The following is a 22309-nucleotide window of genomic DNA, read 5'->3' on the forward strand; positions in this document are numbered from 1 at the left end:
TGCGTAGCCGGAACATCATCGTGCAGAAAGGGCAATTTGCGTCGCCGACCGATGACCGAAACTCTTCCGCATTAACCGAGTGCTAAATGCCCCCTCACTACTGGTGACGGATGAGCAATATCGTTTACGACGCACTGATCGCCAGCATCCCGGCCAGCAGACGGACGCCCAGCGGCTGGAACACCATCAACGCCCCCTGCTGCGCCCATAATGGTCACAAGCCCGACAAACGCAGGCGCGGCGGCGTCAAACTGGACGGCAATCAGTGCATCTATAATTGCTTCAACTGCGGCTACCGGGCGATCTATGAGGAAGGGGGACGTTGGACCCGCAAGATGGAGAATCTGCTGGAATGGGCAGGCATCAGCAAGCATCTCCTGACAATGACGCGCTGGAAGGCCGGTGAACTCGCATATCGAAAATCACATGGCGCACCCAAGATCACATTGCCCAATGGCCTAAAGCTGGCCGCACATTACCGGCAAGGCGGGCGACCCGATTTTCAGCATGTCGAAAGCTATCTTTGTGGGCTTGGTCTGCTGGATACCAGGACATTTGAGCAGGTCTATTGGACGCCAGACGACAACGGCATGAACCTCAGCCGCTACATAGTCTGGCTACAGGGCGACCTCCAACACGCGACTGGATGGGAAGCCACCCCGATCCCCGACGATAGCTATACCGGCCCCGAACTTCCCCTCCTGAGCAACGCGGGCATCATACCCGACGATGATGACGACGACCTATCAGATGCCGAGAAGCTGGAACTGATAGAGTTGATCCTCGCGGAGAATCCCGACGCATTTGACGAAGAGGTTGAGCTGCCACGGCAATGACGACAATCTCGCCTAAAGCGACCGGCGCAAACCTGACGGATAAATATCCGGCAAGAAGGCAGCCGCATTTTCTCCTTTAGGTCCGTTTGTCGCGGGATCGTTCAGGCCAATGCTGCGCTTCATGTCCTCCTCCCGATGTTTTGAAAACGAGGTGTTTGAAGCGTTAACGCGGGGCGGCTGATCCGTAAGGGAGCATAGCCCGTCTAAGCATTTGAAAGACAGAAAGAGCCGGGGCAACCCGGCTCTTTGCGTATCAGGGCGATCTATTGCCCCGTCGATAGAACCGCAAAGATCGCGAACGCGACTATCATGGATACCTCAGCATAAGACCACGGACGAAAGTTCTGGAACATACCTGCATCTCCTTCCACAAGGATATGCAGTCGCAGGAGTCCTACGTCATCTAATGATTGGCCCTCCTCTAAATATCCAAAACGGAGGGACTTATGAAAATCAAACAGCCTGCACCTATCACGCAGGAACAGATGACGATTGCGGTTCAAGGCTTCGCACAGGGCGATAAGATCAGCACCATCGCGGAGCAGGCCGGGCTTTCGGCCTATCGCGTTCGTGGTCTGCTGAAAAAGAAGGAAGTAGCCGATGCCATCGACCGGATGCGCATGACCGACACCATCCCCACGCAGCTAAGCGCGATCATGGGTATGATGTCTGCGCTATCCTCGTGGCTGGAAAATGCCGACAGCCGCCTTTGCGCGATCGAGGAGGAAACGCGCAAGGTCCGTGTTGCAATGCATCGCCTACAGGTCGAGAATAAACACCTCCGCGAAACCCGTCGCGACGCCCGCAAGCAACTCAGAGATGCCAAGGCCGCGCTTTGGAAGGCTCGCGGCTACTAGGCATCGAAGCTGGGATTTTTGAAACGTGCAACGGTCTTAATCAGTTTCGGATAATTATCGACGGACCAGAGATTTTTCTCTCGGTCGAAATTCTGCCTACCGTAGGCGACAGCTTTAACTCCGAGGTTGGGCTTATCTACGTTCTGGGCTGCCGTCAGCGCGTTGTAGTCCATCAAGCTGGCTTTCCGATATAGTTCAGCAACAGCATCGAACGACACCTCCCTGCCATTCCGTCCAAAATGGTCAGTATCAATATATGCAAGGAATCGACAGTTCTCCTTCACCTTAGCAATTTCGCCTGACGGTAAGCCGTAAATATGGCCGAAGATCAACGGCAGCAGGTAATTGAGGTGTAATGATCCACGTTGATTAGCAACGACGGCGGACGTTTGGAGTATGTCTACGACCTCGAACGCCGACCTAGCCGGAAGCCCATATGCTGACATATACACGGACAGAATCTGAGGGAGTGTGACCGTCTGAATTTCAGTTTCCGCAGTGGTGATAGGGGTATAGGTGAACGGCCCTTCGAGAATGCCTGCATTTTCACACAGCTTTTGAAGAAGTGTTCCTAACTCCGGTTCAGCCAAAGCATACTGGCGGTTGAAAAAGCGACGTAAATACGACTGGCCATCGAAAGTCGCCCCGTATGCGCCAGAAACAGAATGAGCCAATTGCTCGCCGTGAAGACCGAGAACGAACACCAACCCTGGCACGTCGAATAGATGCTTGATCTCCTCTAGCAACTTAATCGCATATGTCGGTCGGCACCGATCCAGTTCATCAATCACAATATAAATCGGCGCTTGAAGGGATTGCCCATCAAGTGCAGCAACGAGAGAAGCAAGGCTATCTTTCAAATCCGCAATCGCAGCTTGCCCATCTTCAAACCGCTTGATGCGATCGTTCATTAGTTTGCGGGGCGCGACGCTTGTGAACACTTTGTCGGCTATCTCAACAGCATCTTTCCCGGAATCCTTGATGCCGTCCTTCAGCGCGTCTTTCACCTCCTCGCCAGCACCCGCCAAAACCTCAGCGGCAGCATCAGCAGCGCCAGCAGTGATAAGGAGTGCGGCTCCTTTCTTGAGCAATCCCCCGCCGACGATCTTGGCAATCTGACCAGCCTTTTCCATGGCCGCATTGAACTTATCTTCAACGCCACCGGCTTTACCGAATAGAGGATCGAGAGCCTTCTTAAGCGTTGCGGCAAGTGCGGTCAGAGGCTCATCAGCGAGGTCATCTGCCCAAGCATCGACAAATGCGACAGGGTGATTGATTGCCAAATGCTCAGCAAACCGTCTTAAAAAGAATGTCTTACCTTCCCCATAGCGGGCATCGACTGCAAGCGTGAAACCCTGCTTATCCTCGCGGATATTTGGGCGATAGGCGACGCTTTCGAGATAGCCGATGAGCAATTCGGCTTCATCTCGACGATTGAATAGATCGTGTTCCCAAATGGTATCCGGCGTCAGGCTTTCATCGCTCATTTGTCACCGCTCTATCAGGTTCAGCTATGAGAACGTATGCGGAACCAACGTGCCTATGGCAAGGACAAGATAGGATTGTGCGAGAGACTGCTTCTGGAAGCCTGTGCTCAATCTGGAATATGACCTGTAGCCATTTTTACCCTGACTCTTTCAACCCCGAAACCGCCCTTTTCCAGCGTTTTTCTGCCATTCTCTAGCACTGGGCGACCACCCTGCCCCATGGTCCACCACTCGTAGTGAGCCTGTCCGGTCGATCACCCTATTGAGTGGGCATGTCAGCCCTGTTCAGGTAGTCGCACTGCCACTCAACTGCGATATGCTCAAGCTATCTAGAGAGCTAGATTTATCTTTGGTGTTGACGAAATAAATCTACTGGTTCTGCCAGCAGTCTAGGCGAAGGTATGGAGAATATAGAAAAACCAGACCTATACCGCTCAGGTGTTGCTCTTTGACAGTCTGATACTATCGTGTGAACGTGGAAATGTTTGAATGGATAAATCTGTTGACGAACTGTGGATAACCAGCAGTCAAGATCAAAGATCGGTTGACCTTTGGTGAGGGTGGAGAACCGAGGGGGTGCCCTACAGATGTCTGGTCGGGGTGGTGGTTGGGTCATGTTACCCACTACGACACACGACCGCCAGAAAAGTGCGAAGTGTAAATCAGCAAACCATTGTGCGTAAGCCGACCCGCAATAGCCAGACCACAAGTGCAACCACCGATCCCACGATCACCACTTTGGCCGAGAGCGGTATCTTGTCTTTCCACCACCTAAAGTGAAGCTGCTCATCCATCCAATCGATCTGCGATTGAGCAAAGAACTTGTAGTGGGCATACCAGTCGCTTAAAAACACCTGCTTGCTGACAGTGACCGCATAATACTCGTTCTCCATATCAGACAGCTTTTGCTGTGATGAAGGGACATCTGCTCCTGACTGAACACTTCTATAGAGGTGACGCAGTTGGTTATGGAGGCCTAGCAGTTTCTTTGCCGTAGCCTCATACTCGGACGACCGATAGAAACCCACATAGAGCGCCGCTACACCAACTATCAAAAGTATGGCAGATGGCACTTTATCCGCCAGTCGCTCGACAAACAGCGCGAAAATGCCCGCTGCGAATGAGCCAATGCCGATCCAACCGGGCGCCTTTTCCACAATATCGAACGTGGCGAATGTCTTCCGCGCGCCAAATCCCACGTTGTATCCAGTTTCAGCGATCGAACGCAGGAGTTGATCTTTATCCATCAGCTTTCACTCTGGTCGAGGATTGGAACGTGGATGCGATCTTTGGCAACAACCACTCCATGCTGGACGGCGTAGCAGTCCACGACGTGCTCGCCCCTGAAACTGGACGTTTCGTGCTTCGTCTTTGAACCGCTGTCCTTATCGATTTGCCCCCGGATCATATCCCTCTCGATCGCCATTGGCCCACGGTTTAACACCTTCCAATAAACGTGGAAAATACCTTCGATATTGTGGTCAGCTATGTGAAAATGAAGCGACTTGCTTTTAAAGACGTTGAGCCGCTTGATACCGAGCATCCTACTTGCCGCGCGGATATGAATTGTTCGGAAGCCATGCTGCGACACTTCGCAATCCAGCCTAAGAGCGTAACGGATGTCGACGGGAAACCGGTCTTCAATGAATTCTTCGGTGTTACGGGCTTGGTAGCCAGCCTCCACAATGTAGGCTTTTTTGACCTCTGCTTGGGCAGCAGGATACCCTCGACCAAACAGCTTCCGCCAACGATTATTGGCCTTGGCTTCCTCTCCTGCTTCCAGCGCCTTGTCAGCAAGTTCCAGCCCCTTTTTGGCCTTTCCTTGAAACCGCTTATGCACTTTTACATGCTGGCCGCTGCCGAGCGCTGCGTATCTGTCTTGCTTGGGCTGGTCCGTCAGATAGCTGAGAAAATCCCGCATCATCTGACCGCATGAGCCGAACATCGTCTTGTCATAATCAGAGTTCGATTTCAGGAAGTTATGCGCCAGAGTGTCGATCAGCAGCCCGCCCATAGCTACGCCATGCTTGTTCTTCCAAGCACGGGTCATTTTCGCCAAACGTCGCAGATTCCCGTTTTTGTCGGAATCGACAGATGACGTAGTATTGAGTTCAGCCTGAGGTTTCGTAGTGCGCCATGATCCACCATTTTTGGTGTATGGGTAGGTGTAGCTGCCATCATCCTCGGCAAAGACAGGCTGAACCTCTATTTTGAAATTAGTGTATTGGATCACGACAACGAGAGTGTCTGGGTAAACCTCCGTATCGGGGTATCGCTCCAGAATTGCGTCCGCAGCTTTACGAAGTAGCTTATATTGCCCGCCGTCCTTGTAATCATTCCAGCACCGCTTGGGCATAATGTATAGCATATCAAGATCGGAAATGCCTTTGATAGCAGTCCATCGACCGTAAGAACCGACTTGAAGGCTATTCGCGGTTCGAGATTCTGTATCGCGGAACTCCAAGTTCAGCGCCCGCGTCACCTCCCCATAACGCTTTGAAATGGTGTCCGCATTATCGATCGCGATATTTGCGAAAAGCGTCTTGAAATCTTCGGTCCTACTAATGCTGGCCTCCCCGGCATCACACAAGCAGCCCGTGCCACCTGCCCCCTAATGCTTCTAGGCCTTGAGTGTGGGCCTTGATCTTGTTTTGTTCAACTAAATACCGGCATGGCCAAGAACAAAACACCGCCACCACCTCCGTCACCTGAACAGGTGAAGAAGCACTTTCAGGCTCAGGAAAAGAGCGTTTTCCAGAAGCCCTATACCCGCGATCCGGGCGTCACGATCGTCACCACCCCCGGTGAAGTCTCCCGCATCATCGACGCTGCCCGTCAGGGTGAAACAGTCCCCGCATTCAAGCTGCGAAACACCGACGAGATTCTGCCCGATCCGGTCGCACGGGCGTCTGATCTGCTCCAGAAAGCCCATGGGGGCATGTCGCGTGAGGATTTCGCAGCGCTGGTTGCTTCCCCGCTCGATGAGCAATGCCGCTTGGCTCTTTACGGCCAGATGTCGGATTATCAGCGCGCTCAAATCTGGCAGCGTATCCACAAGCAGGCATTTGAAGAGCAGCAAGCCGCATTGGCTGAGGCGCACCGCCGTCACCAGCTAGACCAGAAGAAAACAGACCAGTTGCTCAAGGCGAAATCGCTCCAGCAGCGCATGGCCGACGCCGCCGCCAAGCGCGGCAAGGTGGTCGATGGCGAGTAAGCTGGACGATTACCTAGACCTTATCACCTTCGTTCGCGACCAGACCCTCTATTGCGGGGTCGATGCCTTCTGGAACGAATGGCTCCCTGCTCAGGACGATGAGTTTCGCGAAGCAATCCTAGCCGTGATGCAAGACCCGGCGTTCGCGCTGGAAGAGCATCAGCTTATGCCCCGCGTGGACTGGCGTATCTGGATGCTGCGAATGGGGCGTGGCGCGGGCAAGACTCATGCGGCCTCCACCAACTGCAATCTGCTGGCCGAATATGTCTTCCCCGGCGGCTATGGCATCCTAGTTGGCCCGACATTCAAGCATGTCCGCGACACCATGATCCTTGGGCCTAGCGGCCTCATCAACACCGCGCGCCCTGATTTCGTGCCGCACTTCAAACCCCATGATGCAGCCGTCATTTGGCCGAACGGCACTCGCGCGACCATTTACACCGCTGATGATCCTCAGGGCATCCGTGGTCCATCTCTGAATTTCGGATGGGGCGACGAACTCACGCTTTGGCGCAATGAACGCACCTTCGACAACCTGTTCCGCGCCGTCCGTGAAAAGCACGAACACGGCACCAAGCTGATTATCACAACGTCGCCTATCAAAGCGCAGGAATGGGTGAAGGCAATTGAGACGCGCCCCAACACGGTTACTTCAACGGCATCGTCCATGGCCAATATCCATCAGGACGCGGACCACCTGGCCGAACTGACTGCGGAAGCAGTCGTAGGCAGCACCAAAGCCCGCGAAGAGATCATGGGTGAATGGACGACCGGGGAAAGCCAGCTATGGAGCCGTGACAATATCGAGGCCATGGCGCTCGAAACCAATCTGCTGCCCAGCGCCTATGCCGAAACATGCGGTCGTCGTTTGCTGAGCATCGACCCCAGCGGCGGCGTCAATGACGAAACTGGAATCATTCTATTCGGCAAAAAGGGAAAGCAGGCTGTCGTGCTGGACGACTTCTCCGACAAGATGGGTCTGGATGCATCCTACCGCTACATCGTGGAATTGGCGAAGCGCCACCTCAAGCCCGGCGACTTCGTGCTGTTCGAGGATAACAACCAGAAGTCCGGCCCTGCCCTACTCCGCAAGATGGCGACGGAGGCAGGCTTCTCGATGCGCGTCATTCCCGTGACCGCCGTGAAGAGCAAATATGCCCGTGCGGAAGAAGCCTTCATTCATTGCCAGATGGGCAAGGTGAAACTGCTGCGCCGATCCGATCGACTGGAAACCCAGCTTGTAGAATGGGAGCCAGATTTGAAATCCAGCCCTGACCGTGGCGATGCTTTCACTCAGGGAGTCAACCATCTGCTCGGCACCAAGCCCAAGCAGAGGTTCAACGTCATTAGCCTCGGCGTCCTATGAATCTAGCTGAACGTAGTCCCAAGAAATCACTCGCCAATCCGGTCCCGGAACAACCATCAGACTGGAATTTATCTCTTTCTTAAGTTCGGACTTTAGCTTGACGATGTCGGCACTTCCGGCTTTTGCTTTAACAGCAGCAGCAAAAGATACAGATAGGTTGTCAATCACATTAGAGACATACTTAGCAGCGTCGAGCTTTATCACGGCTATCGAATATATGAGTGCCTTGTCTGAACTACGGAGGACATCCCCACAGGCTTTCGCGTCAGAATTAGCTGTCGACTTATTTTTAATGGCTCCAGTCACAGCATTTTTTAGTGCTATACGCTGATATGTTCCAGACATGGAAAACTCACTAGCTGCCTTTGAAGCATAGGCCGCTTTAAAATCGGCCTGTAACATATCCAGTTGTTCGGCTGGAACGCCCGATGCTTGAAGAGCAGCCTTTACATCTACTGACGATTGGACACCTAACTCCGCTTGAGCGGTTTTTTTAAATGTGAATGGTGTTGGACTCGACATGGTGACGTCGGATTCACTGAAAGTATTGACATCTTCGCCATTAGCACATGGATCGAGATCAACCGCATTCGCGCTCAGATCTTCATAAGTCATCCCAACGACATCCATATATGCCGGTTTACCTTCGATGATTTGGAGCGAAATATCCGCATCCTTCAGTGCCATATGTCGTAACGTCGTCGAGCACAGGTATTTAGAATACTTCGTTCCACATATTTCAGCAGCTTTTACAAGCTGTGTATAAATTCGGACTTTAGGAGGTAATATCTGCGTTTGAGCGCTTGATGAGACAAAAAGGATAGCGATAGTTGCTCCGATAGGCAGCCGATACCTTAGCATAGAAATCCCCCTCGTTTCTCAGATCTTGCAGGTTGAAATAACGGGCTCCGATAATTCTCGGTAGTAGAAACAATAAATACCCAAGAGGCAAGCCAGAGAATGGAGCGAGCGTGGGTTTTTTTTGGTTCAAATCGCGTGATTACAGCAAGGTCGAGAGGCCCAGCAGCCGCCGCACGGTAGGCGGCATGTTCAGCACGGGCGGACTGTCGAACGTCTGGACCGACGAAGAGAATTTCACCAGCCGCGCAAAGCAACTGCTCTATAGATGTCCGGTCAGTCGCCGATGCTTTGAAATCCGCGCTGAGAAGCTGGCCAGCATCACTATCAAGATCGAGAGCGCCAGCAAGGCGACCAAGAAAGTCCTGAGCCAGCCCAATTTCCGTGACCGCACTATGAGCAATTTGCTTCGCGTCATGGAAACGGACCTTGGCCTCGGCGGCGACGATTGGCTGTTCCTCAACAAAGAGATTGCCAGCCGTCCGATCCTCGAAAGCCTACGCCCCGACTTCATGTATCAGGAGCCAGAGCGCAATCGCATCCTCTATGATCCGTCGAAGCGTTTGACCGGGACCAGCAAGCCTGAACTGATCTTCACCATGGACCCGGATGACTTTGGCCGCACGCAGATGGTCGAACGCTTGATCCAAGGCAGCAATGCCTATGAGGTCATCGACGGCGCTGTTCTGCAAATCAGCATCTACAACCCGCTGAGCGCCCTACAAGGGTCAGGAGCCGGCGACGCTATCCTGGCCGATGTGTCGGCATACGCCGCCGCTACGAAGCTCATGTATGCCCGTTTCGCGAATGGCGGTCGCAAGGCCGGGTGGATCACGCTTCCAGAGATGGAAAATCTGGAGGACATGACCGACGATGATTGGGCCAAGCTGCGCGACACGATGTCCCGCCTGCGCGATGACGAAGAGTTGAAAGGCTTGGTTGCCGGGTCCAACTTCATTGAAAACCAGATGACCTTCGCGGAACTGGATATCGTGGAAGTGGTGAAGGCGCTCGAACGCCGTATCGCGATGGCGCTTGGCGTTCAGCCGGTGATGCTTGGCTTTGAGGGCGAAACCACCGGCATGAATATGCGGACGGCGGATCGCACATTCTATACCGGCTGGCTCAAGCCCCGTGCCGAATTCATTCTTGGCCACCTCCAAGCCTTTCTGGCCGAGGAAATGGGCGACCCCAAGCTGTCCCTCACTATTGATGAGACGCAGCTTCCATACCTCCAGGACGATAAGCTGGAACAGGTCGACAAGATGGCCGGTCGCGGCGCGCTGACCTTCAACGAATATAGAGAATCAATGGGCTGGCCGCCGGTCGAATGGGGCAACGTCCCTATTCCCGTTGCCGGTGCTGGCGAGGCGTTCGCCACTTCCAGTGGCGACAAGGAACCCCAGCAGCAGCCCGAAACCGCCAAACCCCGTGTCGTCGGACATGACGCTGATACCAGCCGCCGTGCCGATCAGCGCGGGTGACGCAATAAATAACGGCAAGAGGAACGGATAGGACCAGACACTTATGACCACGCAATTTCTGACCAAGAGTTTCAAGGCCGCTCCTATCAAGGAGAACGAGGTTGAGGGTCTGGCGTCCACCTACGGCAACATCGACCATGCCGGTGATATCGTGGAACGCGGTGCCTACGCCCGCACCCTAGATCGCTTCAACAGCAGCAAGAAGGGAATGCCCTTCCTCGCGCATCACCGTCATGACCGCCCCATCGGCAAGATCACGGAATTGCGCGACAGCGACGAGGGGCTGTATTTCAAAGCCCGCTTCTCAGACAGCCATGATGGTCAAAATGTGCGTCAGCAATTTCTTGATGGCACACTCGACAGCTTCTCCATTGGCTACCGTGTTATTCAGAAACAGGCTGATCGCGTGAAGGATCGTCGTGTCCTTCGCTTGAAGGAAATCGCCCTTCACGAAATCAGCGCGGTCACATTCCCCTGCAACGAACTGGCGATCATCAGCGCCGTCAAAGGCGCGATCAGCGAAACCTACAGCGATTTGAGCCTTGAAGATCAGCAGCGCCTAGCAGACTTCGCGGAGACGCTTCGCTCTGTCGCCAGCGGCACATCGCATGGCGACATGCTGGAAGAAGTCGCGCTCACTCCTGATGAGATTGTCGCAGAAGCGATCAAGGCGGCGGCACCTGATGATGAGGAAGAGATGACCAAGGCATTTGAAGATGCTTGGCTCTCATACCGCATCAAGCAGACATTCAACCGATAAATAAAGCGTCAGCAGGTTTGCTGACCGGCACTCCGTTCAGGACTCGCCCACTCACAACAGCAGGACTCGCTTTCGCCCTCCTCTGAACTCAAAATCAGAGGTGAATAGTGAACGAGAATATCCAGAAGCTGTTTGACGAACTGGCGACCAAGGCCAATTCAGCAGACGCAGTAACCAAGGCAGAGGTCCAGACCCTCTATGCCGAAATCAAATCCCTACAGGACAAGCAGGCCGATCAGGAAGCGCAGATTGAAGCGCAGAACGAGTTGCTGGCGCGCAAGTCCGCCACCAAGTCCCAGACTGTTGATGCAACCGACGACCTGCGCGCTGCTAAGTTCGCATTCGTAAAGGGCCGTCACGCTGTCACCGACGGTGACATTAAGGCCGATGAATTCAGCCGCACGGTCAACGTAGAAGGTGGCCACACCATCCCTACCCACTTCGACAGCGAGATCACTCGCGCTTTGTCGAAGGCAAGCCCAATCCGAGCACTGGCGCGCGTCCTTTCCGTTTCTGGCAATTTGGAACGCATCATCAAGGTCAAGACCTCTGGTGCTGCCGTCACCAAGGCTGAAAAGGCGGCCTATGAACTGAACACCGTCGATACCTTCGCCAAGCTGCGTTGGGGTTTCGCCGATGTTACCGATCAGCAGCGCCACACCGCATGGGTTTCGGACGAGCCTGAGAGCGTTCTGAATCTCGCGCAGGAACTACAGGACAGCATGGTCCTGAACATCTCCGAAAAGGAGAGCGACCAGTTCCTCAACGGCACCACCCAGAACAACGTTGAAGACGTTGCTGGCGTGACCTCCACCCGCATGGGCCTGCTGGCACAGACCCTATCTACGGGCACCGTCAACAAGTTCACCGATAACTTCGGCGTTCTGGCGAAGGTCGAGGCACCTGCCGTGAACGGTGACGGCACCGGCGCGCTGAGCGACGCCGTTCTGGTCCTGCGTTCGACCCTTCACAGCAACTACCTCGCTGGTGCTGTTCTCGTCATCTCGTCCGACTTTGAACTCAAGGTCATGCAGGAGAAGGATAAGAATGGCCGTCCAGTGTGGGCACCTGCCGATGCGTCGATCTCCGGCCTGCCCGGCGGAACCATTTATGGCGTCCGCTATGTCGTGGACGACATGATGCCAACGGTCGCGGAATCCGTTGCCGGTGCGAAGCCTGCTGCGATCCTCGCGGACTTCAAGAAGGCATACACCATCGCGGATTATGGCACGATGAAGTGGGTTGTTGACCCAATCACCGAACCGCAGTTTGTGAAGTATAGCGCACGTCGCCGCACTGGTGCAGCGATTGTTGACTATAAGGCGATCCGCGCTCTGGTCCTGACCGCCGCCTAAATCGCATCCCATCATTCAGAGGTGGCTCGGTCTTGCGACCGAGCCATCGTCAATGCAGAAGGTGTTGCTTTGAAGTCTTCGGAGAGAAATCTCCGTTTTCAAACGACCATACCTGCCCAAATAACTTATGATACCAGCTGACGCGAGCAGGCGCATCATTATAGCCCATTTGCTCGGTTGTTCGATTCCAACAATCGGCTTCAAGCGCCCGCATTTCACTCACACAGCTACTATCTAATTCGGTTTGAGCGTGCATCCATTCTCCGATTTGTGCTTCTGTTGGATGCTCATTCTGTCGGATATTCAGAAGCAATTTGCTCCATTCTCTTAGCCACATTTTATGTTCGGCTGCGGCGGCATCAATACGAAATACCGATTGGATCAGCGTCAGAGCGGTAATAATCAAAGTGGCCCATTTTGCGAAAATGGTATTGGGATCACCTATCAAACTAGCAAAGGCTGCCGCTCCGCCGATCAATGACGTGAGCGTCATCAGCTGGCTTGTTCTATCCAGAAATGAGGCTCTTCGGCGGTGATACCTTACAGATAACTCAGCCCGGAATTGCATTTCATCTCTGACATCCATAATCTATCGCCTTCCTGCTATAGATGTTCTAGATGGAGATGGATCATCTCCGTCAGGTGGAGTTCGCTCTCTCAGTGGCCTTGGGATACCGGTATCTTTATCTCGAGGAATTCGGTGTGGAGTTACTGCAACCACTTTCCAAGTCTTCAACTTGGAAATGGGAGCAACTTCTTCGATAGTAACAGTCTGACCTTCAACGTATTCGTTGCGTTCGTCATGCGCGTGATATTTTTTGGACCGTCTGATGATCTTGCCATAGAGGGCGTGCTTCACCTTACGTTCGACCAGCACGACCACGGTCTTGTCGCCCTTATCGGACACAACTGTTCCGGTCAGAACGCGACGCGGCATTGAGAACCTCCAAAAATACCTTGCGCCCCTTAACTCATTTTACACGTCCAATCAAACTACCAGCGAATTATTAATACATTCGCGCGGCCCATGATCTCTTAAACCGACTAAGCGAATAAATAGCTGCGAACACTCGAATAGAGGGCGCGGCATGGGATTGAAAATAACAGGGGCAACGGCAAATAGCTGGCAGACCATCGTTCAGGCGAACCAGTTCCTGACCGATTTCGTCCACCCGCTGCTGGGCATCAGCCCGGAACTAAGCGACGGTGACGAACCCTACCTGATCGAGTCCGCGAAAGAGATTTCGCGTATGTGGTCATTCAAGGGCCAGCCGGTCGATGCGCTCCAGCCATTGGCATGGCCACGCAAGGGTGTGGTGCTGGAAGGCAAAATGCCCGGCTCAGATTGGTATGCGCGCACATTTCCCAATCTCGATCCCTGCTTTGAAGAATATGCGTGCTTCATTCATTTCGAGAACCCCGGCCTGTCCAACGTCCCGGTTCTGCTGCCAGAAGATCTAATCCCAACAGAGGTGCTGGAAGCACAGGCGATCCTAGCAGCCTTCAAGGTCCGCAACATCACGCTTTGGCAGGACAATGCGTTCAACGCATCGGAATTGAAGTTGGACGGCGTGGGCACGATCAAGCCTGCCAACGCTGTTGCGGCGGCAGATGCCGTATTCATGCGCCTAGCGCGTTGGGGTTCGTTCAAGGGAACGTCGATCGTGCGTCCTGGCGGTGCGCGATAATGGCGACCATCTACGAGAATTTCGCGAGCGCGGTCACGACGCTATATGCTGGGCCGCTGGGTGGCACCTTCATCCTTCGTCGCACCTCAGGCGGTGGCTATGATGCCAACGGCGAGATCGTGCCGGTCACTACTCGCGACCTTCGCGTTCGTGGCATCGTGAAGGAAAAGGAGTTCTGGAACAATGGCGCGCTGCTAGGCAGCCGCACCGTCGCCCTGCTCGACAATAAGCATGAGCCATTCCCAGATGATCTGCTGCTCGTGGGCCAGACCACCTATACCGTCGATACCGCCAAGGCCGTCGCGCCCAACGGCGTTACAGTCATCCGATACGAAGCGGTGCTGAAATAATGGCGCGCTCCGGCATCACCAACATGGGCGAAATCTCCAAGAGCCTCGCGGACGCGAAGCGCAAGGCCATCGCTCACGCGGAACGAGTGAACCGCAATCTGGCCAATGCTGTCTTGCAAGGGGTCGTAGAGGGCACACCAGAGGACACTAGCGTCACGGTCGGTGACTGGCAGGTGGGCGTTAACAGCGTGCCACAGGGCACCCTTGATAGTGCTGATCCTGCGGGCGCCCGCGCACTTGCTCGCGGCCAGTCCGAGATTGCCACTGCAAAGCTGGGCGGCACCATCAACATCGTGAACAATCAGCCGCACGTTGATGGTTTGAATGCTGGCAACGCCGTAACCAAACCCGCTGGTTGGGTGGAGCGCAGCATTGATGCCGCGAAGGCAGGGCTTCGCTGATGGGCCATTCCACCGATGTTGACCTGCTGCGAAAGCGCATGATCGCGCAATGGACCGACAAGTCGGCTCCTTTGCTCCATGACAATGCGAAAGCAGGGACAGCCCCGCCGCCGAGATTCATTCGTTTTGCTGTTCGCCCCGGCACCGAGACAAAAGCCAATTTGGGCAATGCCCGCCATAGGGTCGTCCGTGAAGGTCGCGTGTGGGTTCATGTCGCGATCCCCATTGGTGAAGCCGATGCGAACGCATGGGCGCTGGTGGACAAGGTGACCACCATCTTCGCCAATTGGAGCACCCCCGACGGCGCACTTCGTGGCGGGGCTATCACGACCGATGTTGTTGCCAGCGCAACCCATTACATGATTGCCGTCAAGGTCTTTTACAGAAGCAGCCGTATTGAGGACGCTTGAGGCCAAAAACAGCAGTTGCAAAATGCTAACAACAAGCCGTTCACTGCGGCGTTAGGCTTCGCCACGATAGACCGCCGGATCATATGCCATCCAACGGCTTGATCTAAGTCGAATGAAACTAGGGGTTTTGTAGAGCGCGCTGCTCAGCGAGCTTTAGCCATTTGGCGATTTCAGAATCAAACCACTCATGGTTAGCCCAGCAATTCACGGGGATAAACGCATCAACGCGGGAAAGCAGCGTCCGCGTGTCAGCATCATAAATCTGTAGCTCTCCATTGCCCAAATAATCGAGCTGAAACCTCCGTAATTCGACGATGTTGCGCGCGGCGCGAGCGGACCCGTCATCCCGAACCTGCAGCCCGCGGGTGAAATCAAACACAAGCCGTTCGCTGTCGAAGTGTAGCTCAAACTCGAACTGAATGAGGCTATCAGGGGAGCGGCAGAGCAGCTTCAACGCCGCTTCCGCGACATCGGCGGCGACGGGAACCATGCCACGCAGCGCAGCGAACGGTTCACTCCGGCGCAACTCGATATCCAGCAGTGGCACATCAACTGTGCCGCTGATATCGTCCCATGGCCCCTCCATGATTTGTGCCATGAGGCCTGGAGGTATGATGTCGCGAAAACCAGCAAGCTCGTAGAGGTGTGAACGGTAGATCGACGACGGTGTCATAATGCCAAGAATTTCCTCAACCGCGCGTTCGGCTAGACCCTGAATGAGGGGCAGTTCTTCATAGAGTTCCCGCACTACGCTATAGTCGTCAGGATCCATAATCGGCTGCTCTGCCGCATGCGCTATCGCTTGCCGCCGAGCACGCTGAATATGTGCACCGACATCGTCGATGCCGCGCGCCCTGACCTTGGCCAACGCCTCCTTGGCTTGCCCCTCCAGCTTATCGAATGCATCAGTGATCCAAGCGCCCCGCACGCGGCCGTTTGGCAACGTCGCTTCAAGCACGCGATAGAAGGTCAGAAATGAATATGCCGAATGGTCGAGTCCGCGAGCCTCACGCATAAGCGCGAGTGCGAGCTGCCCCTGTGCATCCGGTTCCGGCAGATCACGCACAACAAAGTCGGCGATGAGCGCGTAACCGCCAATTCCTCTGCCAGATGATAGAAATGGCATACTACCGCCGCCAAAACCGCTGACCCTGATTCCATAACCCTGCGACCAAGACAGCGCACTCAGGAACCGCATCATCTTCGTTCGATGCTCGTTAGTCGCACTCTGCTCCACACGCATAGCAACCGCAGGACTTGAATCCTGCGTCGGGGGAATGATCCAAAAATCCTGCTCTAGATAGACGACTTTATGCGTTTCAACCGGCAACGGCATTCCGGTTGCCAGCGTCGCGACGATCCAATGTCCCCGCTTCGCCAGCTCACCTACAATAAGCGACGCGCGATCCGGTAGCTGAAGTTGCCATGGCGGCGGCGCGGTCGTGTCTGCCGGTTCACTCATAGCCAGACGATAGCGGACAATGCCCGGCGCTGCCACCGAACGAACGGCTGCTAACAGAAATACGGTCTTACAGGCGAACTGTCTGCTTTCCTCGCATCGAGTCCTGATCCCATACCTCCGCATAAATAGGCGGAGGCCAACGCGGCCTAGAATATAATAATAGGAGGCCGCTCGATGGCGATTAATCCATCAGATACCGAATTTGCGATTGTGAAGGAAGCCGTTGCCGGGACTACGCCAGCGACTCCTGCCTTCGTCCGTCTTGAAACCATTGTTGGTTCCAACCTCAACGCAACTGCTGACCCAATCGTTAGTGCAACCCGACGCAAGGGCCGCACCAATGCCGGTCAGCGCCTCGTCAATCCTCGCGTTGAAGGCACTCTCAATACAGAATTCACCGCCGACGATGCGGCAACTGACCTACTTCTGGAAAGCGCCTTTTCGGGCACCTTCGATGAGGACGGCTTGCTCAAAGCGGGCACGACCGAAACCGATCTGACCTTTGAACGAAAGTGGATCGACGGTGCTACGAATATGTTCACCCGCTACTTCGGCTGTCAGGTTTCGGAGTTCACGTTGACCGCTGAGTTTGGTGGCATCGTAACAGCAGACTTCACGATTCTCGGTCGCGGTCGCGCTACCCCATCGAACAATGCCATTCCTGGCGCTACCTATGCGGACGCATCGACGGCCCCCAAGTTCGCTGGTCCTGACGTGAAGAACATCAACATCGGTGGCCTGGGTGAAGTTGATTATTCGACCCTGACGCTAACGGTCACGCAGGATCGCGCGACGCAGGGCAAGCTAGGATCGGCCTTTGCCCGTGGCATCGGCACCGCCGGTAAGAGCATCGAACTGGTCGCCCTGCTTTACCGCAAAGACTTTGGCCCTGAAAACCTGATCCAGAATGGTATCGAGAACCCAGCCGTCAGCATCCAGTTTGACATCGAGTTCAACGGCGCAGGCTACAGGATCATCATTCCTGCTGCTCAGCCGTCCTTCCCTGAGGATAGCGAAGATGGCGCGAACCAGATGGTCAGTGTGACCTTCTCGCCGCTCGGCGATTCCGTGTCGGGCACGGACATCATGATCCAGAAGTTGCCAGCCGCCTAATCAGCGAGCAGCTTCTATGGGGCGGTGGTTTTCAGGTTCCACCGCCCCAACCCTTGACTGAGCCTCAGCATAAATACTCGGCAGCAGGACGCTGCATGATAAAAACCTGAGGTGTTACATGGAATTTGATTTTGACCTTCCAAGCGTGTCTGACGATGAAGTCCGCGAGATTGAAGTTATCAAGGGTGGCAAGAGCTATGGCGTTTTTCACGTCAAGCATCAGTTCGTAAACTCGCCAAAGTGGCTGCTGGAATGGAAGCGCGCCACTGCCAAGCTGAGCAAGCGCGAGAGGTCACGCATTGATGATCCCCAGACAGAAGAGGACGTGATGCTGCGCCGTGGTGTCGTAATCCGCATGTTCGTGGAGAATTACGTCACCAAGAGTGCTGGTATCCCCGTGAAGGATAATGTGTGGAAGCACACGACCGCGAACCTCGTCGCGTTTCTCTCTGACCAGCGCGCATACTGGATTTTTCAGGAATTGGACGAGTTCAGTTCCGAGGAAAGCAATTTCCAGACGGAAGCCCTTGAGGAAGCCAAAAAAAACTAACTGACTATCTTCGCTGGCAGCTTTCTCCCGATTTCGCCCGAATCGAGCGATTGGAGAAAGAGGCCAGCGCCGCCATCAAGGCAGGCCGCTATGAGCATTCCTCCGTCATCGAATTGGCCGAGGCTCAGTCCAAACAACCTACCCTCCCCCAGCACTGTGAATTCTACTGGAATGCCTTTCTGGTAATAGGAACGATGCGCGACGTTGGGCTGGCCGCAAGCAAGCTGCGCTGGGACGACACCATGAAATATGCGGACAGGTATCGCCTGACACTACATGAATCAGAAATGCTCTGGTCAGTCATTCGAGCTATGGACGCGGTAGTTCTATCAGCAGTCAAGGACGACAAGTCCAAGGGCAAGAACCAGCCCTGACAGACTGCCCGATAAATAAGCAGACCCCACAATGCGGAGACTGCTTATTCGATGTCCGACACAACCATCCGCATCACTATCGACGCAACTGGCGCTCAACGTGGTGGCTCACAGGCTGAGCGCGCACTTGACCGAGTAGGTAATTCTAGCCGTCGCCTCAATGGTGCGCTTGGTTCGACCACCATCGGCATCACGACATTCAGCCGGAGCCTTGCCGGGATCAAGGGCGCTGGCGCTGCCGCGATCCTCGCGGGGATCACCGCCAAATTCACTGAGATGGCCGACGCATCGGCAAACATGGAAGCCAAGCTGCGCCTCGCGACGCGTGGGTTTGCGGATTATGGTCAGGCGCAGGAAGACGTTCGCAGAATTGCGGCTGCCACTCGTAGTGAGTTGACCTCGACCGCTACGCTCTACGGCAAGCTGATGACCAGCGGTAAGGGTCTGGATGCGTCACAACAACAGATTGCTCGCGCGACAGAAACCGTAACCAAGTCCCTCAAGATCAGCGGCGCGACCGCAGGCGAAACTGCATCCACGGTTCTCCAGCTTGGGCAGGCATTGTCGTCGGGCAAGCTCAACGGTGACGAATTCCGCTCCCTTGCTGAAAACAGCCCGCGCCTGATGAAGCTGCTCGCCGATAGCATGAATGTGCCCGTTGGCGCTTTGAAGAAGATGGCCAGCGAAGGCCAATTGACCGCCGACAAGCTGTTCCGCGCCTTCACCGATACGCGCTTTACCGCCGCGCTGGACGAAGAATTCAAGCAGATGCCGAAGACATTTGGCGATGCGTTCACCGCCATGACCAACCTCGCGACAGTCACCTTTGGTGCGTTCGATAAGGGCGGCGGGTTCAGTCAGGCGCTTTACAATTTCGCCGATCAGGGCAGCGGCAACATGAAGTCCATTGCCGACGCCGCCTACAATGTGGGTGCTGAGATTCGCGACACGTTCGCCGGATTGAGCGACGCATTCCAGCCGTTGTTCAATGGCGCGATGGCCGTATTCGATGCCATCGGTTTCAAGGCGCAAACGCTGCGTGATCAGGTCGCTGGCATTTTGGGCGCTCTCGATCAGGCGGCAAATGCGGCCAATCGCGGTTCTGACGCGGGAGGTGACGTCCTTGATGCCATCTTGCCTCAGTCGGTTTACGATAAAACCAAAGACCCGACCTACGGCCTCCAGTCCAACATGCGTGGCCGCTTTGAACGTGGCTATGCTCAATCCCGTCGTGATCGCGCCCGCACAAAGCTGGAGCGCGCCTATCGCGAGCGCACCGGCGATGATGTTCCAAAAGGCTGGAACGACCAGAAGCTCACGGACGAGTCCCGCAAGCTAGGTCCACCACCACCAAAGAAGTCAGGCGGCAGTGGCAATCTCCGTCCAGCCACAGGCACCGCCACCGCGCCCAAGGGCGCAGGCAAGAAGTCCGACGCTCAGCGTGAGGCAGAGCGTGCCGCCAAAGAAGCGGAGCGCCAGCAGAAGGCCGCGCAGGAATTCTGGGCCATCATGGAAGAAAACAGGAAGATCGCTGCGCTCATGCCGATCGAGGCTGAGAAATATACCGCGCAGATGGACCTACAGCGCGTCAGCGGCAAGGAACTGACCGCGACCGAAAAGGAACGCCTGTCCACGCTGATGGACCAAACCCGTGCGGCCAAGCTGCTCACGGACATGCGCGTTGCCAACGATAACGGCAAAGCCGAACTGGACTTCCAGAAGCGCAAGCTGACCATGACCGACAAGGAAGCGGCCATGGCGGAAGCCGCATGGGAATTCGAGAGCCGCGCGCTTGAGGATAAGGTCGATATTACGGGCGACCTGTATCAGCAGCAACTTGCCATGATTAAGGCCCGTGCTGGCGAGACGTTCGAGATCGAGCGCCAGAACAGGATGCTGAAGGACCGCGAAAGCCTTCTATCCCAATATAGCGCCTTTGAATCTGACCGCTTGAAGATGGAGCAGTTTGACGCGGATCGTAAGCGTCTGGACGTCCTGCGTTCCAAGCCGGTCGCCGACGGCGGTATCACCGAAGAGCAGTATCGTCGCGCAATCGACGGTCTGGATCGTGCCGTCGCGGAGACTGCCACCCGGTTTGAATATGAGCTGGGCCAGAGCATCGACCAGTTGGGCGAACAGTTCAGCGGCACGTTCGGGAAAGCCATTTCCAAATTCGGGCAACTTCTTTCTGGTTTGGCGAATGCCGCCAAGGGCGATTTTGCTGGCCTTGGCCCTCTCGGCTCCATCATCGACCTTCTGGGCAAGAATGGTGACGGCTCACTGACCGGCATCGGCCAGGCCGCCGCGAAGGCATCCCAGAACACCTTGGATTCTCTGCTCGGCCGCAATGGTCAGAAGTCCGCCCTGCTTAGCCCGTTGAAAAGCCTCAACAGCGGATTCGACGGCTTCAAGGGCGACATGAAGAAGATCTTCACCGGCAAGGGTCCGGGCAGCGTCGCCGGCGCAATCGGCAACACGCTGGGCGCAGCGGCGAGCGGCGTTCAGATGGGCCAGATGGCTGATGGCCTGATGAAGACGCTGGGCATCAACAGCAGCAAGACTGGCGCGTCCATTGGCGGCGGCATCGGTTCGATCGTTGGCGGTCCTATCGGTGGCCTGATCGGCTCCATCGGCGGCGGTCTGATTGGCGGCATGTTCAAGAAGAAGCGATACGGCACGGCCAACATCACTCTTGGTGATGACGGCTACCTCGACAGCAGCGTTACCGGCAACAAAGCGGCCTATGAGGCAGCGGCGGGCACGGCGGCTGGCGCGGTCATGGATAGCATTGGCGCTATTGCGGATCAGCTTGGCGGCAGCATCACCGGCAATCCGAATATCTCCATCGGCCAGTATAAAGGCAAATGGCGCGTCTCGACCACGGGTCGAACCGGCAAGCTCAAGGGCGGCAGCGGTCGTTCCGATATTGTCGATTTCGGCAAGGAGGGCGAAGAGGCCGCGATTGAATTTGCGATCAAGACCGCACTCCAGAAGGGCGTTCTCACCGGCATTAGCGACTTTTCAAAGCGCGTCCTCGGTGCTGCTCAAGACCTTGATCGTGCCGTCACCCTCGCAACCAAATATGAGAACATCGTCAAGGAACTGGCCCGCATTGATGATCCTATCGGCGCACCGCTTGCCGAACTGAACAATGAATTCCGCAAGCTGCGTGAGGAAATGATCGCCAACAGCGCGACCGCTGCCGAACTGGCGAACGTGGATCGCTATTACATGATCCAACGCGAAAACATGCTCAAGGATCAGCTATCGGACCTCAAATCCTTCCGTGAAAAGCTGATGGGAGAAGGCTCTGGCCTCAGCACCAAGAGCCGTCTGGATAGCAAGCTGGCCGAATTCGCCAACTATGAGAACGCGCTGGCATCCGGCAAGTCCGTCGATACGTCCGCGATGACCACTCTGGGCAGCGACATTTGGGACATGACCAAAGACATTTACGGCACGGCCACGGCGCAGTCGCAGAACATCAGGAACCGCCTGTTGGATGCCACCGATAGCGCGACCAAGTATGCGGAAAACATCTACGCGCATAACTCGACCGGCGTTGTCGAAGCCGTGGACTCCCAGACCCAGCTTATCGCCGAACAGTTGAAGCAGCAGCAGATTGGCAACAGCCTGACGCAGCAGCTTTTGGAAGCAATCGAGCGTGGTCAGAATATTACGGCACTTTGGAATGGCTCTGCTGTCAACGGCAAGCAGGCGGGCACCGTGTAAATAGTGGGGAGG

The 22309-nt window shown here is 55.3% G+C and carries 21 protein-coding genes and 1 pseudogene; 15 read left to right on the plus strand and 7 right to left on the minus strand.

Annotation, left to right across the window (positions count from 1 at the left end; genetic code table 11):
• The first annotated feature begins 110 nt into the window (after window positions 1–110).
• Complete coding sequence (locus CEQ44_RS13800; protein ID WP_088184071.1) at window positions 111–836, plus strand: hypothetical protein; 726 nt, start codon at window positions 111–113, stop codon at window positions 834–836.
• Window positions 837–1282: 446 nt separating this feature from the next.
• Window positions 1283–1693: a hypothetical protein gene (locus CEQ44_RS13805; RefSeq protein ID WP_088184070.1), complete on the plus strand. Its 411-nt coding sequence runs from the start codon at window positions 1283–1285 to the stop codon at window positions 1691–1693.
• Here CEQ44_RS13805 and CEQ44_RS13810 read toward each other — a convergent pair.
• From CEQ44_RS13810 to CEQ44_RS13820, 3 genes are all read right to left on the minus strand, one after another.
• The gene (locus tag CEQ44_RS13810) at window positions 1690–3180 is read right to left on the minus strand and encodes a P-loop NTPase fold protein (protein ID WP_088184069.1); all 1491 of its coding nucleotides are present in this window, start codon (window positions 3178–3180) and stop codon (window positions 1690–1692) included. The genes CEQ44_RS13805 and CEQ44_RS13810 overlap by 4 nt on opposite strands.
• Before the next feature lie 662 nt (window positions 3181–3842).
• Complete coding sequence (locus CEQ44_RS13815) at window positions 3843–4427, minus strand: SLATT domain-containing protein (protein WP_088184068.1); 585 nt, start codon at window positions 4425–4427, stop codon at window positions 3843–3845.
• Window positions 4427–5770, minus strand: coding sequence for a nucleotidyltransferase (locus tag CEQ44_RS13820; protein ID WP_217895014.1), 1344 nt, complete (start codon window positions 5768–5770; stop codon window positions 4427–4429). The genes CEQ44_RS13815 and CEQ44_RS13820 overlap by 1 nt, the downstream gene beginning before the upstream one ends.
• A gap of 81 nt (window positions 5771–5851) precedes the next feature.
• Here CEQ44_RS13820 and CEQ44_RS13825 point away from each other — a divergent pair, with 81 nt between their 5' ends.
• A complete protein-coding gene (locus tag CEQ44_RS13825; RefSeq protein ID WP_088184067.1) occupies window positions 5852–6394 on the plus strand; it encodes a hypothetical protein in 543 nt (180 codons plus the stop codon).
• 202 nt (window positions 6395–6596) lie between these two features.
• Window positions 6597–7760 carry a terminase large subunit domain-containing protein gene (locus tag CEQ44_RS13830; RefSeq protein ID WP_176401082.1) on the plus strand — a complete coding sequence of 388 codons (1164 nt, stop codon included), beginning with the start codon at window positions 6597–6599 and terminating at the stop codon, window positions 7758–7760.
• Here CEQ44_RS13830 and CEQ44_RS24000 read toward each other — a convergent pair.
• Entirely contained in the window at window positions 7755–8447 is a 693-nt protein-coding gene (locus CEQ44_RS24000; protein WP_140419338.1) for a hypothetical protein, read from the minus strand. The genes CEQ44_RS13830 and CEQ44_RS24000 overlap by 6 nt on opposite strands.
• Before the next feature lie 284 nt (window positions 8448–8731).
• Here CEQ44_RS24000 and CEQ44_RS13835 point away from each other — a divergent pair, with 284 nt between their 5' ends.
• The 3 genes from CEQ44_RS13835 (at window position 8732) to CEQ44_RS13845 (ending at window position 12217) form a co-directional block, all read left to right on the plus strand.
• Window positions 8732–10102, plus strand: coding sequence for a phage portal protein (locus CEQ44_RS13835; RefSeq protein ID WP_088184065.1), 1371 nt, complete (start codon window positions 8732–8734; stop codon window positions 10100–10102).
• Window positions 10103–10145: 43 nt separating this feature from the next.
• A complete protein-coding gene (locus tag CEQ44_RS13840; RefSeq protein ID WP_088184064.1) occupies window positions 10146–10862 on the plus strand; it encodes an HK97 family phage prohead protease in 717 nt (238 codons plus the stop codon).
• Between the two features lie 107 nt (window positions 10863–10969).
• Window positions 10970–12217, plus strand: coding sequence for a phage major capsid protein (locus CEQ44_RS13845; RefSeq protein WP_176400310.1), 1248 nt, complete (start codon window positions 10970–10972; stop codon window positions 12215–12217).
• A 49-nt stretch (window positions 12218–12266) separates the two neighbouring features.
• Here the strand turns inward: CEQ44_RS13845 and CEQ44_RS24005 are convergent, their stop codons facing one another.
• Together CEQ44_RS24005 and rpsQ are read right to left on the minus strand one after the other, a co-directional pair.
• A complete protein-coding gene (locus CEQ44_RS24005; RefSeq protein ID WP_140419337.1) occupies window positions 12267–12803 on the minus strand; it encodes a hypothetical protein in 537 nt (178 codons plus the stop codon).
• Window positions 12804–12908: 105 nt separating this feature from the next.
• Window positions 12909–13154: pseudogene (gene rpsQ, locus CEQ44_RS25105) on the minus strand (30S ribosomal protein S17); the annotation flags it as partial.
• A 151-nt stretch (window positions 13155–13305) separates the two neighbouring features.
• On the opposite strand from rpsQ, the gene CEQ44_RS13855 reads away from it, so the two are divergent.
• The 4 genes from CEQ44_RS13855 to CEQ44_RS13870 are packed head-to-tail and all read left to right on the plus strand — an operon-like array spanning window position 13306 to window position 15066.
• Window positions 13306–13905 carry a DnaT-like ssDNA-binding protein gene (locus CEQ44_RS13855; RefSeq protein WP_088190851.1) on the plus strand — a complete coding sequence of 200 codons (600 nt, stop codon included), beginning with the start codon at window positions 13306–13308 and terminating at the stop codon, window positions 13903–13905.
• Window positions 13905–14255: a hypothetical protein gene (locus CEQ44_RS13860; RefSeq protein ID WP_088184060.1), complete on the plus strand. Its 351-nt coding sequence runs from the start codon at window positions 13905–13907 to the stop codon at window positions 14253–14255. The genes CEQ44_RS13855 and CEQ44_RS13860 overlap by 1 nt, the downstream gene beginning before the upstream one ends.
• On the plus strand, window positions 14255–14656 hold the full coding sequence (locus tag CEQ44_RS13865) for a hypothetical protein (protein WP_088184059.1): 402 nt from the start codon (window positions 14255–14257) through the stop codon (window positions 14654–14656). Before CEQ44_RS13860 ends, CEQ44_RS13865 begins: the two co-directional genes overlap by 1 nt.
• A complete protein-coding gene (locus tag CEQ44_RS13870; protein WP_088184058.1) occupies window positions 14656–15066 on the plus strand; it encodes a hypothetical protein in 411 nt (136 codons plus the stop codon). The genes CEQ44_RS13865 and CEQ44_RS13870 overlap by 1 nt, the downstream gene beginning before the upstream one ends.
• Window positions 15067–15184: 118 nt before the next feature.
• On the opposite strand, the gene mauJ is transcribed toward CEQ44_RS13870, so the two are convergent.
• Window positions 15185–16528 (minus strand): methylamine utilization protein MauJ, encoded by a 1344-nt coding sequence (gene mauJ / locus CEQ44_RS13875; RefSeq protein WP_088184057.1) that lies wholly within the window; start codon window positions 16526–16528, stop codon window positions 15185–15187.
• A 174-nt stretch (window positions 16529–16702) separates the two neighbouring features.
• Between mauJ and CEQ44_RS13880 the strand changes: the two genes are divergently transcribed.
• The 4 genes from CEQ44_RS13880 to CEQ44_RS13895 all read left to right on the plus strand — a co-directional run bounded on the left by CEQ44_RS13880 (window position 16703) and on the right by CEQ44_RS13895 (window position 22297).
• Complete coding sequence (locus tag CEQ44_RS13880; RefSeq protein ID WP_088184056.1) at window positions 16703–17641, plus strand: phage tail tube protein; 939 nt, start codon at window positions 16703–16705, stop codon at window positions 17639–17641.
• A gap of 118 nt (window positions 17642–17759) precedes the next feature.
• On the plus strand, window positions 17760–18191 hold the full coding sequence (locus CEQ44_RS13885) for a hypothetical protein (protein ID WP_088184055.1): 432 nt from the start codon (window positions 17760–17762) through the stop codon (window positions 18189–18191).
• A gap of 50 nt (window positions 18192–18241) precedes the next feature.
• Window positions 18242–18565: a hypothetical protein gene (locus CEQ44_RS13890; RefSeq protein ID WP_088184054.1), complete on the plus strand. Its 324-nt coding sequence runs from the start codon at window positions 18242–18244 to the stop codon at window positions 18563–18565.
• A gap of 51 nt (window positions 18566–18616) precedes the next feature.
• Window positions 18617–22297, plus strand: coding sequence for a tape measure protein (locus CEQ44_RS13895; protein ID WP_088184053.1), 3681 nt, complete (start codon window positions 18617–18619; stop codon window positions 22295–22297).
• Window positions 22298–22309: the final 12 nt, after the last annotated feature.

Source organism: Sphingobium sp. Z007 (genome assembly GCF_900013425.1).
Classification (GTDB): Bacteria; Pseudomonadota; Alphaproteobacteria; order Sphingomonadales; family Sphingomonadaceae; genus Sphingobium.